The 15,387-nt window shown below is 66.0% G+C and carries 13 protein-coding genes and 1 pseudogene; 9 read left to right on the top strand and 5 right to left on the bottom strand.

All coding sequences use genetic code 11. From position 1 onward, the window contains the following. Nucleotides 1–21 precede the first annotated feature (21 nt). Complete coding sequence (gene fadD17 / locus ACK5M9_RS01290; protein WP_416891401.1) at nucleotides 22–1,524, top strand: long-chain-fatty-acid--CoA ligase FadD17; 1,503 nt, start codon at nucleotides 22–24, stop codon at nucleotides 1,522–1,524. After that, nucleotides 1,521–2,237: a hypothetical protein gene (locus ACK5M9_RS01285; protein ID WP_416891400.1), complete on the top strand. Its 717-nt coding sequence runs from the start codon at nucleotides 1,521–1,523 to the stop codon at nucleotides 2,235–2,237. Before fadD17 ends, ACK5M9_RS01285 begins: the two co-directional genes overlap by 4 nt. Here the strand turns inward: ACK5M9_RS01285 and ACK5M9_RS01280 are convergent. From ACK5M9_RS01280 to ACK5M9_RS01270, 3 genes are all read right to left on the bottom strand, one after another. After that, a complete protein-coding gene (locus tag ACK5M9_RS01280; RefSeq protein ID WP_416891399.1) occupies nucleotides 2,234–3,781 on the bottom strand; it encodes an acetolactate synthase large subunit in 1,548 nt (515 codons plus the stop codon). The two genes, ACK5M9_RS01285 and ACK5M9_RS01280, sit on opposite strands and share 4 nt — an antisense overlap. Nucleotides 3,782–3,862: 81 nt before the next feature. After that, nucleotides 3,863–4,630, bottom strand: coding sequence for a fructosamine kinase family protein (locus ACK5M9_RS01275; protein ID WP_416891398.1), 768 nt, complete (start codon nucleotides 4,628–4,630; stop codon nucleotides 3,863–3,865). 15 nt (nucleotides 4,631–4,645) lie between these two features. Then, a complete protein-coding gene (locus ACK5M9_RS01270) occupies nucleotides 4,646–6,310 on the bottom strand; it encodes an acyl-CoA synthetase (RefSeq protein WP_416891397.1) in 1,665 nt (554 codons plus the stop codon). Nucleotides 6,311–6,344: 34 nt separating this feature from the next. Here ACK5M9_RS01270 and ACK5M9_RS01265 point away from each other — a divergent pair, with 34 nt between their 5' ends. Beyond that, nucleotides 6,345–7,184, top strand: a complete 840-nt coding sequence (locus ACK5M9_RS01265; protein WP_416891396.1) for a crotonase/enoyl-CoA hydratase family protein — start codon at nucleotides 6,345–6,347, stop codon at nucleotides 7,182–7,184. Nucleotides 7,185–7,233: 49 nt separating this feature from the next. Beyond that, nucleotides 7,234–8,070 (top strand): annotated as a pseudogene (locus tag ACK5M9_RS01260) (hypothetical protein); the annotation flags it as partial. 23 nt (nucleotides 8,071–8,093) lie between these two features. Here ACK5M9_RS01260 and ACK5M9_RS01255 read toward each other — a convergent pair. Continuing rightward, nucleotides 8,094–9,314, bottom strand: coding sequence for a cytochrome P450 (locus tag ACK5M9_RS01255; protein WP_416891395.1), 1,221 nt, complete (start codon nucleotides 9,312–9,314; stop codon nucleotides 8,094–8,096). Nucleotides 9,315–9,359: 45 nt separating this feature from the next. Here ACK5M9_RS01255 and ACK5M9_RS01250 point away from each other — a divergent pair, with 45 nt between their 5' ends. After that, the gene (locus ACK5M9_RS01250; protein WP_416891394.1) at nucleotides 9,360–10,079 is read left to right on the top strand and encodes an acetoacetate decarboxylase family protein; all 720 of its coding nucleotides are present in this window, start codon (nucleotides 9,360–9,362) and stop codon (nucleotides 10,077–10,079) included. 66 nt (nucleotides 10,080–10,145) lie between these two features. On the opposite strand, the gene ACK5M9_RS01245 is transcribed toward ACK5M9_RS01250, so the two are convergent. Further along, nucleotides 10,146–11,177, bottom strand: coding sequence for an LLM class F420-dependent oxidoreductase (locus ACK5M9_RS01245; protein WP_416891393.1), 1,032 nt, complete (start codon nucleotides 11,175–11,177; stop codon nucleotides 10,146–10,148). A 46-nt stretch (nucleotides 11,178–11,223) separates the two neighbouring features. Between ACK5M9_RS01245 and ACK5M9_RS01240 the strand changes: the two genes are divergently transcribed. Genes ACK5M9_RS01240 through ACK5M9_RS01225 form a run of 4 tightly spaced genes read left to right on the top strand, consistent with a single transcriptional unit; the run spans nucleotide 11,224 to nucleotide 15,365 of the window. Beyond that, nucleotides 11,224–12,216: a Zn-ribbon domain-containing OB-fold protein gene (locus ACK5M9_RS01240; protein WP_416891392.1), complete on the top strand. Its 993-nt coding sequence runs from the start codon at nucleotides 11,224–11,226 to the stop codon at nucleotides 12,214–12,216. Between the two features lie 13 nt (nucleotides 12,217–12,229). After that, entirely contained in the window at nucleotides 12,230–13,294 is a 1,065-nt protein-coding gene (locus ACK5M9_RS01235; protein WP_416891391.1) for a thiolase domain-containing protein, read from the top strand. After that, a complete protein-coding gene (locus ACK5M9_RS01230) occupies nucleotides 13,294–14,487 on the top strand; it encodes a thiolase domain-containing protein (protein WP_416891390.1) in 1,194 nt (397 codons plus the stop codon). Before ACK5M9_RS01235 ends, ACK5M9_RS01230 begins: the two co-directional genes overlap by 1 nt. Then, nucleotides 14,484–15,365 (top strand): TIGR03619 family F420-dependent LLM class oxidoreductase, encoded by an 882-nt coding sequence (locus ACK5M9_RS01225; RefSeq protein WP_416891389.1) that lies wholly within the window; start codon nucleotides 14,484–14,486, stop codon nucleotides 15,363–15,365. The genes ACK5M9_RS01230 and ACK5M9_RS01225 overlap by 4 nt, the downstream gene beginning before the upstream one ends. Nucleotides 15,366–15,387 lie beyond the last annotated feature (22 nt).

Below are 15,387 nucleotides of genomic sequence, written 5' to 3'. Positions count from 1 at the left end.
GGCAGCGCGAGCAGGTCTGAGTTGGCCGACCCCACCGTCACCGAACTTCTTGCCCCGCTGGCCGGCATCACCGACCGCGGAGTCCTCTTCGAGGATTCCTTCACCAGCTGGCGCGATCACCTGCGGCACGGCGCCGCCGTAGCCGGCGCATTGCGCTCCCGGCTGGACCCTACGCGGCCACCACACGTCGGTGTCCTGCTGCAGAACACCCCGTTCTTCTCGGCGATACTGGTCGCCGCGGCGATGTCGGGCATCGTCCCGGTCGGGCTCAACCCGGTGCGTCGCGGGGCGGCGCTGGCCCGCGACATCGCCCATGCCGACTGTCAACTGGTACTAACGGATTCGAAATCCGCTGAGCCATTGTCCGATATCGAACATCTCAACGTCGACTCGCCGGTATGGGAGCTGGAGGTCGCCGGGTATGGCGATACCGATCCGGTATTTCGGCGCTGCTCTCCCGAAGACCTGTTCATGCTGATCTTCACCTCCGGGACCAGCGGCGAGCCGAAAGCAGTCAAGTGCAGCCACGGCAAGGTGGCCGTTGCAGGAACGCGGATGGCCGAACGTTTCGCCCTTGGCCCCGACGACGTCTGCTACGTGTCGATGCCGCTGTTCCACTCGAACGCCGTGATGGTGGGCTGGGCGGTGGCCGTGGCCTGTCGCGGCTCGATCGCGTTGCGGCGCAAGTTCTCCGCGTCCGGATTTCTACCCGATGTGCGCCGCTACGGCGCCAGCTACGCAAATTACGTGGGAAAGCCGCTGTCCTATGTGCTCGCCACCCCCGAGCGTCCCGACGACGCGGACAATCCGCTGCGGGCGGTATACGGCAACGAGGGTGTTCCCGCCGACCTCGAACGCTTCGCCGGCAGGTTCGGCTGTGTAGTGCAGGACGGGTTCGGCTCCACCGAGGGCGGCGTGGCGATTGCCCGCACACCCGATACCCCGCGCACAGCGCTGGGTCCGCTGCCCGTGGGCGTCACGATCCTCTCCCCGGAAACCGGCGAGCCGTGCCCGCCCGGGGTGGTCGGTGAGCTGGTCAATACCGCGGGACCGGGACGTTTTGAGGGCTACTACAACGATGCCGGCGCCGAGGACGAACGCATGGCCGGCGGTGTCTACCACACCGGTGATCTCGCCTACCGTGACAAAGCCGGCTACGCCTACTTCGCCGGACGGCTGGGCGACTGGATGCGGGTCGACGGCGAAAACCTGGGCACGGCCCCCATAGAACGCGTGCTGCTGCGCCATCGGGATGTCGCTGCGGCCGCGGTGTACCCGGTGCCCGATCCGGTGGTGGGCGACCGGGTGATGGCCGCACTTGTCATGGCATCCGGTGTCCGCTTCGACGCGGACGAGTTCCGTGCATTCCTGGCGGGCCAGGCCGACCTGGGGCCCAAGCAGTGGCCGTCGTACGTGCGAGTCAGTGCGCAGCTGCCCCGCACCGTGACGTTCAAGGTACTCAAACGACAGCTGTCTGCCGACGGCCTGGACTGTGGCGATCCGGTATTCGAGATACGCCGATGAACACCCCGTCGGCTCCGCACCCTCTCGGCGAGGCATTCGTTGCCGACTTCGCCGCGCTGGCCGCGAGGGTCCCGGCTGCCATCGGCATCGCGATCGCCGCACCCCGACACTCCAGCGCCCATGCGCTGGGTCCATGGTCGGCCGGCGTTGCCTGGTCGACGATCAAGGTGCCGGTGGCCATCGCCGCCCTGCGGGCCGACCGGCGACGCGCGGAACCCCTGGCGATCAAGGCGATTACCGAATCCGACAACCCAGCGTCGGAGGAACTGTGGGCACTGCTGGGGGAACCGGCGAAGGCCGCACGTGCAGTCCAGTCGGTTATCACCGCGGCCGGAGACTCCCTCACCGTGGTCGAATCCCAGCGTGTTCGACCGGGATTCACCGCATTCGGCCAGACCGTATGGCCACTGGATCGCCAGGCGATCTTCGCGGCCAACCTGGGCGCAGTCCCCGAGGCGGCCCCGGTCATCGATTTGATGCTAAACCTGATCCCCGAGCACCGGTGGGCGCTGGCCGCCAAAGGATTTGCGGCCAAGGGCGGGTGGGGCCCGGACGCCGGAGACGGATATCTGGTGCGGCAATGGGGGATTGTGCCCGATGGCCCGACGGGGCTGGGCGTGGCACTGGCGGCCCGGGCGGACACGTTCGAAGCGGGTATCGCCGTACTCGACGCAATGACCGAGTGCCTGTGCGCCCACCTGCGCGGTGATTAACCCAGCAGAGACGGCACCACCGCGTCTATCAGGTGCGGGCCGGGTTCGGCAAACGCGGAGCGCAGCGCATCCGCCATCTCCTCACACGTGGTGACCCGGCGCGCCGGTACTCCCATGCCTTCGGCAATCTTGACGAAATCCATGGTGGGACGGGAAATGTCGAGCAGATCCTTGGCCTTGGGGCCCGGTCCTGCCTCGACACCGACGCGTTGCAGCTCCAACCGCAGGATGTCGTAGGCTCCGTTGTTGTAGATCACGGTGGTGACGTCCAGCAGCTCGCGCGCCTGCGTCCACAACCCCGAGATCGTGTACATCGCGGACCCGTCGGATTCCAGGCACAACACCGGACGGTCGGGTGCGGCAACCGCGGCTCCGACCGCGGTCGGGATTCCGAAGCCGATCGCACCCCCGGTCAGCGTTAGCAGGTCATGGGCCGGCGCCCCGGCAGTCGCCTGCGGAAGGAGTATCCCCGAGGTGTTGGCCTCGTCCACCACGATCGCGCGTTCCGGCATCAGCGCCCCGACTACGTCGGCCGCGGTCGCCGACGTCAGCGCCCCCGACGGCAGCTGCGGACGTGACGCGGGCGCCACCGGAGCGACGGTGCCGGCCGCCACTTCGTCGGCGAGCGCCACCAAAGCGTCAGTGGCACAGTTAGCGTCGGCAAGCACATGGACGTCGCAACCTTCCGGCACCAAGTCACTGGCCATGCCGGGGTAGGCGAAGAACGAAACCGGCGACTTGGCACCCGCCAGCACCAGATTCCTGGCTCCAGCCAGTTGCGCCACCGCAGCCTCGGCGAAGTACCCCAGCCGCTCGACGGCAGGCACACCGGCGCCGCGTTCCAGACGTGTGGGGAACGTCTCGCAAAGCAACCGGGCACCGCTCGCGTCGGCAATCCGAGCGGCTGCGGCCAGCCCCGCCCCGCGGGTGGCGTCGCCACCGATCAGAATGGTGGCGGGTTGGCCCGAGCGCAGCACCTGCGCCACCGACGCCACATCGCCGGCGGGACTGCCCGCCGGTGCCGCGGCAACGGCAGCGGGTTCGGCGCCCTCGGACCAGGAGACGTCGGCCGGCAGGATGAGCGTGGAAACGTGCTTGCCGGCCATTGCCGCGCCGATGGCTGCCGCCGTGTCGGGGCCGACTTCCGCGGTGCTACCCGTGCGGTGCACCCACCCGGAGACGGTGCCGGCGAGCGCATCGATGTCGGATTCCAGTGGGGCGTCGTACTTCTTGTGATAGGTGGCGTGATCGCCGACGACCAAAACCACCGGCACACCGGCCCTGCGGGCATTGTGCAGATTGGCCATCCCGTTGCCCAGTCCGGGACCCAGGTGCAGCAACACAGCCGCCGGCTTACCCGCGATACGCGCGTACCCGTCGGCGGCGCCAGTGCCAATACCCTCGAAAAGCACCAGGACACCACGCATTTGATCGACGGTGTCCAGCGCCGCCACAAAATGCATTTCCGACGTGCCCGGGTTGGAAAAGCAAACGTCGACCCCGCCGCCGACCAGCGTGTTGATCAGAGCCTGTGCACCGTTCATCGGTCCACCCTATGGGACAGCGGGGATCGGCGACATGGCTCGGTCGAATCGATCGCGGCCCACGGCGGCATCCCGGCGCAACTACGCCCGCAACGCCGCACGGGCGGCCGAATCCGTCCAGCGCGCGTACCCGCCACCGAATAGTGCGACGTGCGCCAGCAGCGGGAAGAGCTGGTGCAATGCGATGCGCTCACGCCAGCCGGGTTGCAGCGGGCGCACCCGTTGGTAGCCGGCGAGAATCGACTCGTAATGCGGGCAGCCGAACAACGCCAGCATCGCCAGGTCGGTCTCTCTGTGACCGCCGTGCGCCGCGGGATCGATCAACACCACCCCGTCGGGCGTCCACAGCACGTTGCCGCTCCACCGATCCCCGTGCAGCCGGGCCGGCGGATCGTCGTCGTCGAAGTCTCCCGCGCAGCACCGCGCCACCACGACGTCGACGACGGCGCGGGTCGAACCGTCGAGTCGGGGCCCGGCCAGCTCCGCCATCGGCGACAAACGCTCCTCGGCGTAGAAGGAACCCCAGCGGGAGTGGGTGCGCAGCGACATCGGCAGCGGCCGCGAAAGCGGTCCGAAGAAGCCCGGTTCGTCCCATCCGGCGGGCCCGGCGCCGAACGCCTGTGCACCCACGCCGTGGGTGATGGCCAGCCGGCTGCCGAATTCCCTGGCTGCCTCGGGGCTCGGCGACACCGATCCAAGACGCCGCAGGGTCAGGCTCGTCGCATCGAATGCGATCACCGGCGCGCAGGGCACACCGCCGTCGACACCATCGAGCCATCGCAACCCCGCCGCTTCCCATGCGAAGTAACCGATAGGCGCATCGGGGTGGGCCTTGACGAAGTCGGTCACGGCGCTACGTGCGCATTAGCGTGCCAGGTGACTCGCGTGCACGTCGTCGGCTGCGCGGGCCTCGGTCTGCTCTTTGGCCCAGCGATAATCCGGCTTGCCGGCGGGCGAGCGCTTCACCTCGTCGACGAACCAAAGACTCCGCGGCACTTTGTATCCCGCGATTTCCGACCGGATGAAGCCGTCGAGTTCCGTCAGCGGCGGGCGGGTGCCCGCCCTCGGCTGCACCACGGCAGCCACATGCTGGCCGTAACGCGGGTCAGGCACTCCGACCACCAGGGCGTCGAAGACGTCGGGGTGCCCTTTCAGCGCCGCCTCCACCTCTTCGGGGTAGATCTTTTCGCCGCCGCTGTTGATCGACACCGAGCCGCGGCCGAGCATGGTGACGGTGCCGTCCTGTTCGACCAGCGCGTAATCCCCGGGGATGGCGTAGCGCACGCCGTTGATGGTCTTGAACGTTTCGGCGGTCTTCTTCTCATCCTTGTAGTAGCCGAGCGGAATGTTGCCCTTCTTGGCGAGGAAGCCGCGCACCCCGGAGCCGGGCTTGACCTCGTTGCCGTCATCGTCGAGCACCACGGTGCGGTGGTCGATGCTCACCCGCGGGCCGCCGCTGTGTGGCGAATCCTTCGCGACAATGCTGGTCCCGCCGAAACCCGTCTCCGAGGAACCGATCGAGTCGGTGATGACCCGGTTCGGCAGCAACTCCAGGAGTTTCTCCTTGAGGCTCGGCGAGAACAGCGCCGCGGTGCTGGCGAGGAGGAACAGCGATGACAGATCGTAGTCGTCTGCCGCCGACTGGTGGGCCACCAGCGCATCGAGCAGCGGCCGCGCCATCGCGTCTCCGGTGAAGAACAACAGGTTCACCTTGTGCCGGTGGATCGAGCGCCACACCTCGTCGGCATTGAACTCCGGGGCCAGCACGGTGGTTTGACCCGAGAACAACGACATCCAGGTCGCCGACTGGGTGGCGCCGTGGATCATCGGCGGGATCGGGTAGCGGACCATCGGCGGATTCTCGGCGGCCGCCTTGGCCAAGTCGTACTCGCCCTCGACGAATTCACCTGTGGCGAAGTTGGTTCCACCGAACAGCACGCGGTAGATGTCCTCGTGGCGCCACATCACACCTTTCGGGAATCCCGTGGTGCCCCCGGTGTAGAGGAGGTACACGTCGTCGGGGCTACGTTCTCCGGAGAGGTTGCCGAAATCGCGCTCGGTCGAGCAGCCGGCGATCGCGGAGCGGAACTCCACTCCCCTGTAGCGCCGATAGTCGTTGTCGCTGCCGTCCTCGACAACCAGGACCGTCTTGACCGCGGGAGTCTCCGGCAGCACGTTGGCGACCCGGTCGGAGTACTGCCGCTCATGGACCAGGGCCACCATGTCGGAGTTTTCGAACAGGTAGCGCAGTTCGCCCTCGACATAGCGGAAGTTGACGTTGACCAGGATCGCGCCCGCCTTGACGATGCCCAGCATCGCAACCACGATCTCGATGCGGTTGCGGCAGTACAGGCCCACCTTGTCGCCTTTTCGCACGCCGTGGTCGATGAGGTAGTGCGCGAGGCGGTTGGCGTCGTCTTCCAATTGGGCGTAGGTCATCTGCTCATCACCGCAGATCAGGGCTACACGGTCGGGCACCGCATCGATGGCGTGCTCGGCAAGGTCAGCAATGTTCAAGGCCACGGCCACCAAATTAGAACGTGTTACATTTCTTGACAAGCTGATGCCCGAAGTAGCGCGAAAGGCGGTGCCGGTGACCGATACGCCAGCAAACGAATCCGGTCCTGATGCACTGGTCGAGCAGCGCGGCCACACGCTGATCGTGACGATGAACCGTCCGCACCGTCGCAACGCCCTGAGCTCCGAGATGATGCGGATCATGGTCGAGGCGTGGGACCGCGTCGACAACGATCCCGACATCCGGTGCTGCATCCTCACCGGCGCGGGTGGCTACTTCTGCGCCGGCATGGACCTCAAAACCGCGACCGCCAAGCCCCCCGGCGACTCCTTCAAGGATGGCAGCTACGACCCGTCACGCATCGATGCCCTGCTCAAAGGACGGCGACTCACCAAACCCCTAATCGCGGCAGTCGAAGGACCCGCGATCGCCGGCGGCACCGAGATCCTGCAGGGCACCGACATCAGGGTCGCCGGTGAGAGTGCCAAGTTCGGCATCTCCGAAGCCAAGTGGAGCCTGTATCCGATGGGCGGCTCGGCGGTTCGGCTGGTCCGCCAGATTCCCTACACCGTGGCGTGTGACCTGCTGCTGACCGGACGACACATCAGCGCCGCCGAGGCCAGGGAGATGGGGCTGATCGGGCACGTCGTCGAGGACGGTCAAGCGCTGGCCAAGGCACTCGAGATCGCGGAGATCATCTGCGACAACGGGCCGCTGGCCGTGCAGGCGATCCTGAAGACCATCCGCGAAACCGAGGGGATGCACGAGAACGAAGCGTTCAAACCCGACACCGCCAACGGCATCCCGGTGTTCCTGTCCGAGGACTCCAAGGAGGGCCCGCGCGCCTTCGCCGAGAAGCGCAAGCCCCAGTTCCGAAACCGGTAGCCGCGCCCAGCCCGGCCGCCGGACCCCCCGCCGCGCCAGACTTCAACCCATGACGGACCCATTCGTCGGCAGCGAGGCGCTCGCGTCCGGCGCGCTGACCCACCACCAGCTCCGAAGCCGCTACCAAGCGATCCATCGTGACGTCTACATCCCCGTCGGCACCGAGCTCACCGCGACGCGGCGCGCCTACGCCGCGTGGCTGTGGTCGAAGCGGCGCGGAGTTGTCGCTGGGCAGTCCGCAGCAGCCCTGCACGGCGCCAAGTGGGTGGATCCCGGCCAACCAGCGCAATTGCTCTACAACCACCGTCGGCCGCCGTCCAATATCACCACCTGGTCGGATCGTGTCCTGCCCGAGGAGGTCCGACTGATCCGCGGCGCACGGGTAACCACGCCGGCCGGAACCGCCTTCGATCTCGCCAGCCGCTATCCCGCCGAAAGGGCTGTGGCGACCATCGACGCCCTCGCCCGCGCCACCAGGCTGAACACCGCCGACATCCAAGCGGTCGCCGATCGCCACAAAGGGCATCGGAACATCAGGCGCGCCCGCCATACCCTCACCCTCGTCGACGCCGGGGCCGAATCGCCGCGGGAGACCTGGCTACGATTGCTCGTCGTCGCGGCCGGGTATCCGCCCCCGCAAACCCAGATCCGGGTCCACGGCCCCTACCGCGAACTGGTGGGCATCGTCGACATGGGTTGGGAACAGCTCAAACTCGCACTCGAATACGAGGGCGACCACCATCGGACCACCCGCAGGGTGTTCAACAAGGACATCGCCCGCTACGAGACGCTGACCGCCGACCTCGGTTGGATCGTCATCAGGGTCACCTCCGTCGATACGCTCGGCGGCATCCTGGGCAGACTGGCCGAAGCCTGGGCCAGGCGAGGGCAGCCGTCAGCCGGCAGCCGTCAGCTCAGCACCGGCGCGGTCGGCGTGAACACCACCGGCATCGACTCCAGCCCGGACACGAAGTTCGCCGGCCGCAACGGCAGCGCCGACTCATCGGCCAGCCGCAGGTCCGGCAGCCGCTTGAGCACCCGTGACGTCATCATCGACAATTCGAGACGGGCCAGCTGATTCCCCATGCAGAAATGCGTACCGAATCCAAATGCCAGGTGGCTGTTCGGGTTTCGCCGGATATCGAAGTTCTCCGGCTGATCGAACACTGACTCGTCGAAATTCGCCGACTCGAACAGCAACAGGATCTTCTCGCCCTCGCGCAGCGACGTACCGTGGAAATCGGTGTCGGCGGTCAGCGTCCTGCACATGTTCTTCACCGGTGACGTCCAGCGCAGCATCTCCTCGATGGCGCCCGGCAGCAATGACGGATCGCTCGCCAGCGCCGACCACTGATCGCGGTGCCGCAGCAACTGCTCGGTGCCGCCGCTGAGCGTGTGGCGAGTGGTCTCGTCCCCGCCGATCAGGATGAGCAGCGTCTCCATCACGATCTCATCGTCGGACATCCGCCGGCCTTCGACTTCGGCGTTGATCAGAATGGAGAACAGGTCGTCGGTCGGTTCCGCGCGCCGTTTGCCGATCATGTCCATGGTGTAGGCCGAATACCCGCCGAAGGCTGCCATCACCCTTTTGAACTCATCCGATTCCGGGTCAATGCTCGAACTCAGCCCGCAGACCAGATCGTCGGACCACTGCAGAAGGGTCCCGCGCTCCTCGGGCCGGACCCCCAGCATGTCGCCGATCACCGCCATCGGCAGGGGCGCCGCGATGTCGCGCACGAAGTCGCATTCGCCACGCTCGCACACCGCATCGATGAGCGTGTCGCACAATTCATCGAGCGCGGCTTCCTTGTCCTTGACCCGCTTGCGGGTGAAGCCGGCGTTGACGAGCTTGCGCCGCAACAGATGTGCGGGATCGTCCATGTCGATCATGTAGGGCATCGCGGGGTGATCGGGACGGATGCCACCGGCGCTGGAGAACAGCTCCGGATTTCGCTCGGCGTCCAGGATCGCCTGATGGGTGGCCGCTCCCGCCAAACCGTTGCGGTCCCGGAAGATCGGCTGATTGGCGCGCATCCAGCGATAGGCCTCCCGGGCCCGCTTCCTGTCGGCATAGAAAACGCCGTCGGTCAGCTCCATGTCGAGGATCGTGTCCGGGATTGTCGAAGTCATTTACCGCCTCCAGTCTCGCGCTTCGAGCCCATTACGGTGGGCTCCATGTCTGTATCGCAACACACCGTCGCCGGAACCGTGCTGACGATGCCGGTTCGCATCCGGAAAGCCGATCAGCATGCCGCGATGTTCTCCGTTCCCGCCAAAGCAGCACAGCGGCTCATCGACTACAGCGGCCTGCGGGTAATCGAGTACCTCCCCGGCCGCGCCATGCTGATGCAGTTGCTGGTGCGCTACATCGACGGCGACCTGGGCAGGTACCACGAATACGGCACAGCGTTCCTGGTGAACCGGCCCGGCCAGACCTACCGCGGCATTCGCGCCCTGCGCGGGCTCTCCGAGGCCGCCACCTTCATCCATCACCTGCCCGTCGACCAGGAGTTCACCCTGGAGGCCGGGCGCACCATCTGGGGCTACCCGAAGATCATGGCGGACTTCAACGTTCGTGAAGGTCGCAAGTTCGACTTCGACGTCAGCGCCGACGGTCGGCTGATTGCCGGGATCGAATTCAGCCCCGGCCTGCCGCAGCCGGCGCAGCGGGCGCAGAACCTGACCACCTACTCGCATCTGGATGGCGTAACCCGCGAGATTTCCTCGCAGATGACCACCTCCGGCGTCCGCACCCGGCTCGGCGGTGCGCGAATGCGGCTTGGCGACCACCCCTACGCGCGGGAGCTGGCATCGTTGGGCCTGCCCAAACGGGCGGTGCTGACGCAGTCGGCAGCCAATGTGGAGATGTCTTTCGGCGACGCGCGCACCGTCTGAGTCCATCCCCATTGGGCCAATCTAGAACGTGTTCCAACACAGTCGCAACATCGTCGATGGCGGAGCTCAGATCAACGCCGCAAGGTCGCGGACCTGCTCAGCGCTACGTGCGGCCACTACCATCATGGTGACCCCGGAGGCCTCCCAGTCCGCTACCTGCTTTCGGACATGGTCCAGGTCTCCGACGATCATCGCGTCGTCGACGAGTTCGTCCGGAATCACCTTGGCGGCCTCGTCCTTGCGGTCGGACCGGAACAACCTGGTGACCTCGTCGACCACCTCGGCGTAGCCCATCCTGCGGTACACCTCAGCGTGGAAGTTGGTGTCCTCGGCGCCCATACCGCCCATGTAGAGCGCCAGGAACGGTTTGATCCCCTCGAACGCCGCGGTGCGATCCTCGGTGACGACGATCTGCGCGGTCGCGCAGATCTCGAAATCCGCACGGGTGCGCCGCGCGCCGGGCCGGGCAAAACCCTCGTCGAGCCACTCGTTGTACATCGTGGCCATCCGCGGCGAGTAGAAGATCGGCAGCCAGCCGTCGCAGATCTCCGCTGCCAGCGCGACATTCTTCGGGCCTTCGGCACCCAGCATGATCGGGATGTCGGCCCGCAACGGATGGGTGATCGGTTTGAGCGCCTTTCCCAGGCCGGTGGTCTCAGACCCCTTCAGCGGCAACGGATAATGCGGACCTGCACTGGTCACCGGCTTCTCCCGGGCCCATACCTGGCGAACGATGTCGATGTACTCCCGGGTGCGCGCCAGCGGTTTGGGAAAGCGCTGACCGTACCAGCCCTCGACCACTTGCGGGCCGGAAACACCCAGACCCAGGATGTGACGGCCACCCGACAAATGGTCCAGCGTCAGCGCCGCCATCGCACAGGCGGTCGGAGTGCGGGCGGACAGTTGCACCACCGACGTGCCCAGCCGCACCCGCCGCGTTGCCGAACCCCACCACGCCAGCGGCGTATAGGCGTCCGATCCCCACGCCTCGGCGGTGAACACCGAATCGAATCCGGCCTCCTCGGCGGCGGCCACCAGCTCCGCGTGGTTCTCCGGGCACTCCGCACCCCAATAGCCCAGTTGCAGTCCGAGCTTCATAGCCGCCTCCTTGAAACGATTCTTAGAACCTGTTCTACTCGAAGGTGTGACAGTCAGTTCCAGCGGCCCGACGCAGATCGATCACCCGGACTCCCCTCTCTGTGCACCGTTGACGTTGTCCTTCGACTACACCCGTTCGGTGGGCCCCACCCTCGGCGAATTCTTCACCGCCTTGCGCAACCGCCGCGTGCTGGGGGTACGGGGTTCCGACGGCCGGGTGCATGTTCCGCCCGCGGAATACGATCCGGTCACCTACGAACCGCTGAGCGAAATGGTACCGGTGTCCGGCGTCGGCACCGTGGTGTCCTGGACCTGGCAGCCCGAACCGCTGATCGGCCAGCCGCTGGACCGTCCGTTCGCCTGGGCGCTGATCAAGCTCGACGGCGCCGACACACCACTGATCCACGCGGTGGACGCGGGTTCGGCCGACGCCATCGAGACCGGCAGTCGGGTCCACGTGCACTGGGCCGGAGAAACGGTGGGTGCGATCACCGACATCGCCTACTTCGCCCTGGGCGAGGACGCCGAAGACGCACCGGCGCCGGCCGGCGACCAGGACCCGATCACCTTCATCGTCACACCGGTGTCACTGACCATCCAGCACACCGCGTCGCATGAGGAGAGCGCCTACCTGCGCGCCATCGCCGAGGGCAAACTGATCGGCGCGAAGACCGGCCAGACCGGCAAGGTGTATTTCCCGCCGCACGGCGCAGACCCGGCGACCGGCCTGCCGACAACCGATTTCGTCGAACTTCCGGACAAGGGCACGGTGACGACGTTCGCGATCATCAACATTCCGTTCCCGGGCCAACGCATCAAGCCGCCGTATGTCGCCGCCTACGTCCTCCTGGACGGCGCCGACATCCCCTTCCTGCACCTGGTCGCCGACATCGACGCACACGACGTGCGAATGGGAATGCGAGTCGAGGCGGTGTGGAAACCCCGCGAGGAGTGGGGATTCGGCATCGACAACATCGAGTACTTCCGGCCGACCGGCGAACCGGACGCCGACTACGACACCTACAAACACCACCTCTAGGACGCATCCACACATGAGTGATCGCAATGTCGCGGTAGTCGGCTTTGCCCACGCCCCGCATGTTCGCCGCACCGACGGCACCACCAACGGCGTCGAGATGCTGATGCCGTGCTTCGCTCAGATCTACGAGAATCTCGGCATCACCACCACCGACATTGGGTTCTGGTGCTCGGGGTCATCGGATTACCTTGCCGGACGGGCATTTTCCTTCATATCGGCGATCGATTCGATCGGGGCGATTCCGCCGATCAACGAGTCGCATGTGGAAATGGATGCGGCCTGGGCCCTCTACGAGGCCTACATCAAGATCCTCACCGGCGAGGTCGACACCGCGCTGGTCTACGGTTTCGGCAAGTCCTCGGCCGGGAACCTGCGACAGATATTGTCGCGACAAACCGACCCTTACACCGTGGCGCCGCTGTGGCCGGACTCGGTGTCGATAGCGGGTTTGCAGGCGCGCCTCGGGTTGGATTCGTCGACTTGGACCTTTGAGCAGATGGCACAGGTGGCATTGGACGCATTCGCGAATTCACCTCGGGTCGATTCCGTCGAACCTCCGGCCGGTCTCGACGACCTGCTCCAACGTCCGTTCTTCGCCGATCCGCTGCGCCGCCACGACATCGCACCGATCACCGACGGAGCCGCGGCGATCGTACTCGCTGGCGGTGACCGCGCTCGCGAACTACACGAAAACCCCGCCTGGATAACGGGAATCGAACACCGCATCGAGACCGGCGTGTTCGGCGCCCGCGACCTCACCGCCTCACCGTCGACCGGCGCCGCCACCCAAGCCGCCACGGCCGGCAGCACCGACAGTATCGACGTCGCCGAAATTCACGCCCCGTTCACCCATCAACACCTGATCCTTGTCGAGGCCATGGGGATTCCCGGGGCGAGCAGGATCAATCCGTCCGGGGGCGCGCTGTCGGCAAACCCGATGTTTGCCGCCGGTTTGGAACGTATCGGATTTGCCGCACAACATATTTGGGACGGTTCTGCAGGTCGTGTACTGGCACACGCCACCAGCGGGCCCGCATTGCAACAGAATCTGGTCGCGGTCATGGAAGGGACGAACTGATGGCCGGCCCGGGAGCACGTCTGGCCGCGGTACTCGGCACCGGACAGACCAAGTATGTCGCCAAACGCAAGGACGTCTCGATGAATGGCCTGGTACGCGAGGCCATCGACCGCGCGCTGGTGGACTCCGGTTCCACCTTCGACGATATCGACGCCGTCGTCGTCGGCAAGGCACCCGACTTCTTCGAGGGCGTCATGATGCCGGAGTTGTTCATGGCCGATGCGATGGGCGCGACCGGCAAGCCGCTGATCCGGGTGCACACCGCCGGTTCGGTCGGAGGCTCCACGGCGGTGGTCGCCGCCAGCCTCGTGCAGTCCGGCAAGTACCGGCGTGTCTTGGCGGTGGCGTGGGAGACGCAGTCGGAGTCGAATGCCATGTGGGCATTGTCGATTCCCATTCCGTTCATCAAACCTGTCGGCGCGGGCGCCGGCGGATATTTCGCCCCGCACATCCGGTCCTACATCCGCCGCTCCGGCGCACCTGACCACATCGGCGCCCTGGTTGCGGTCAAGGATCGACTCAACGGAGCGCGTAACCCGCTGGCGCACCTGCATCAACCCGACATCACCGTCGAGAAGGTAATGAAATCCCCGATGCTGTGGGATCCCATCCGCTACGACGAGACCTGCCCGTCCTCCGACGGTGCCGCCGCCGTCGTCATCGGGGACGAGGGGTCCGCCGATACCCGTGTGACGCAGGGACATCCCGTTGCCTGGGTGCATGCGACCGCATTGCGCACCGAACCGCTGCAATTCGCCGGCCGCGATCAGGTCAATCCACAGGCCAGCCGCGATGCCGCCGCTGCGCTGTGGGCGGCCGCCGGAATCACCAACCCGATCGACGAGATCGACGCCGCGGAGATCTACGTCCCGTTCTCCTGGTTCGAGCCGATGTGGCTGGAGAGTCTGGGTTTTGCGCCCGAGGGCGAGGGCTGGCAGCTCACGGAGTCCGGTGAGACGGCGATCGGTGGGCGGCTGCCGGTCAATCCGTCTGGCGGGGTGCTGTCGTCGAACCCGATCGGCGCCTCCGGTCTGATCCGTTTCGCCGAGGCCGCGATCCAAGTGATGGGCAAAGGCGGCGATCACCAAGTACCCGACGCACGAAAGGCCCTGGGCCACGCCTACGGTGGCGGGGCGCAGTACTTTTCCATGTGGGTTGTCGGATCCGACAAACCCAGGAAGGCCGTGGGATGAAATACACCCTCAGTATTGCCATGGGTCAGATCGACCAGTTGACCGAACTCGCCAGGACGGCGGAGGACGTCGGGTTCGATGCCATCGCGCTGCCGGATTCGATCTTCTATTTCGAGAAACAGTCGGTCGACTACCCCTACACCGCCGACGGCAAGCGGATGTTCGACGAGGAAACCCCCTGGGTGGACCCGTTGATCCTGGCCGGCGCCATGGGCGCTGTCACCTCCACGCTGCGCTTCTACACCAACGTGATGAAGCTGGGGTCTCGGAATCCGCTGCTACTGGCGCGCCAGGTCGGTTCGGTGGCGAATCTGACCAACAACAGGTTCGGATTTGGTGTTGGAATTGGCTGGGCTCCAGAGGAGTTCGAATGGTGCGGTGTTCCATTCAGTCGTCGGGGAAAGCGTGTCGACGAGATGATCGACGTCATGAAATTGGTGCTGGCCGGGGGTATGGTCGAATTTCACGGAGAGTTCTTCGATTTCGACCGGTTACAAATGAGCCCTGCGCCCAGCAAGCCCGTCCCGTTCTACGTCGGCGGCCACACCGATGTGGCGTTGCGCCGCGCGGCGCGTATCGCCGACGGTTGGACCAGCGCCATGATGACCCACGCGCAACTGGCGGAGACAATTGGGCGAATCAACGGACTTCTGGTCGAAAACAACCGCGCGAATGTGCCTTTCGAGTTTCAGGCGGTGTGTATCGACAAGTTCGGGGTCGACGGCCACCGGGAGCTCGCCGAGATCGGCGTGACCGACTACATCACCATTCCCTGGGTGTTCGACGGGCTGGGATTCGACGCGCCACTGGACAAGAAGCAGGACTCGTTGAAACGCTTCGCCGACACCTACATCCACTCGGGTTGGCAAAACGGCTGACCCGCGACCCGTCGTCGCGGGC

Source organism: Mycobacterium sp., assembly GCF_047975165.1.
Taxonomy (GTDB): domain Bacteria; phylum Actinomycetota; class Actinomycetes; order Mycobacteriales; family Mycobacteriaceae; genus Mycobacterium.
This window is presented reverse-complemented; position numbering and strand designations above follow the sequence as displayed.

Bases quoted from the DNA above. Each gene is read 5' to 3' on its own strand.
- ACK5M9_RS01265 (WP_416891396.1), top strand. From the start codon at position 6,345: ATGCCCGAAGTAGCGCGAAAGGCGGTGCCGGTGACCGATACGCCAGCA.
- ACK5M9_RS01250 (WP_416891394.1), top strand. From the start codon at position 9,360: ATGTCTGTATCGCAACACACCGTCGCCGGAACCGTGCTGACGATGCCG.
- ACK5M9_RS01245 (WP_416891393.1), bottom strand. From the start codon at position 11,177: ATGAAGCTCGGACTGCAACTGGGCTATTGGGGTGCGGAGTGCCCGGAG.
- ACK5M9_RS01230 (WP_416891390.1), top strand. From the start codon at position 13,294: ATGGCCGGCCCGGGAGCACGTCTGGCCGCGGTACTCGGCACCGGACAG.
- ACK5M9_RS01285 (WP_416891400.1), top strand. From the start codon at position 1,521: ATGAACACCCCGTCGGCTCCGCACCCTCTCGGCGAGGCATTCGTTGCC.
- ACK5M9_RS01255 (WP_416891395.1), bottom strand. From the start codon at position 9,314: ATGACTTCGACAATCCCGGACACGATCCTCGACATGGAGCTGACCGAC.
- ACK5M9_RS01235 (WP_416891391.1), top strand. From the start codon at position 12,230: ATGAGTGATCGCAATGTCGCGGTAGTCGGCTTTGCCCACGCCCCGCAT.
- ACK5M9_RS01225 (WP_416891389.1), top strand. From the start codon at position 14,484: ATGAAATACACCCTCAGTATTGCCATGGGTCAGATCGACCAGTTGACC.
- ACK5M9_RS01280 (WP_416891399.1), bottom strand. From the start codon at position 3,781: ATGAACGGTGCACAGGCTCTGATCAACACGCTGGTCGGCGGCGGGGTC.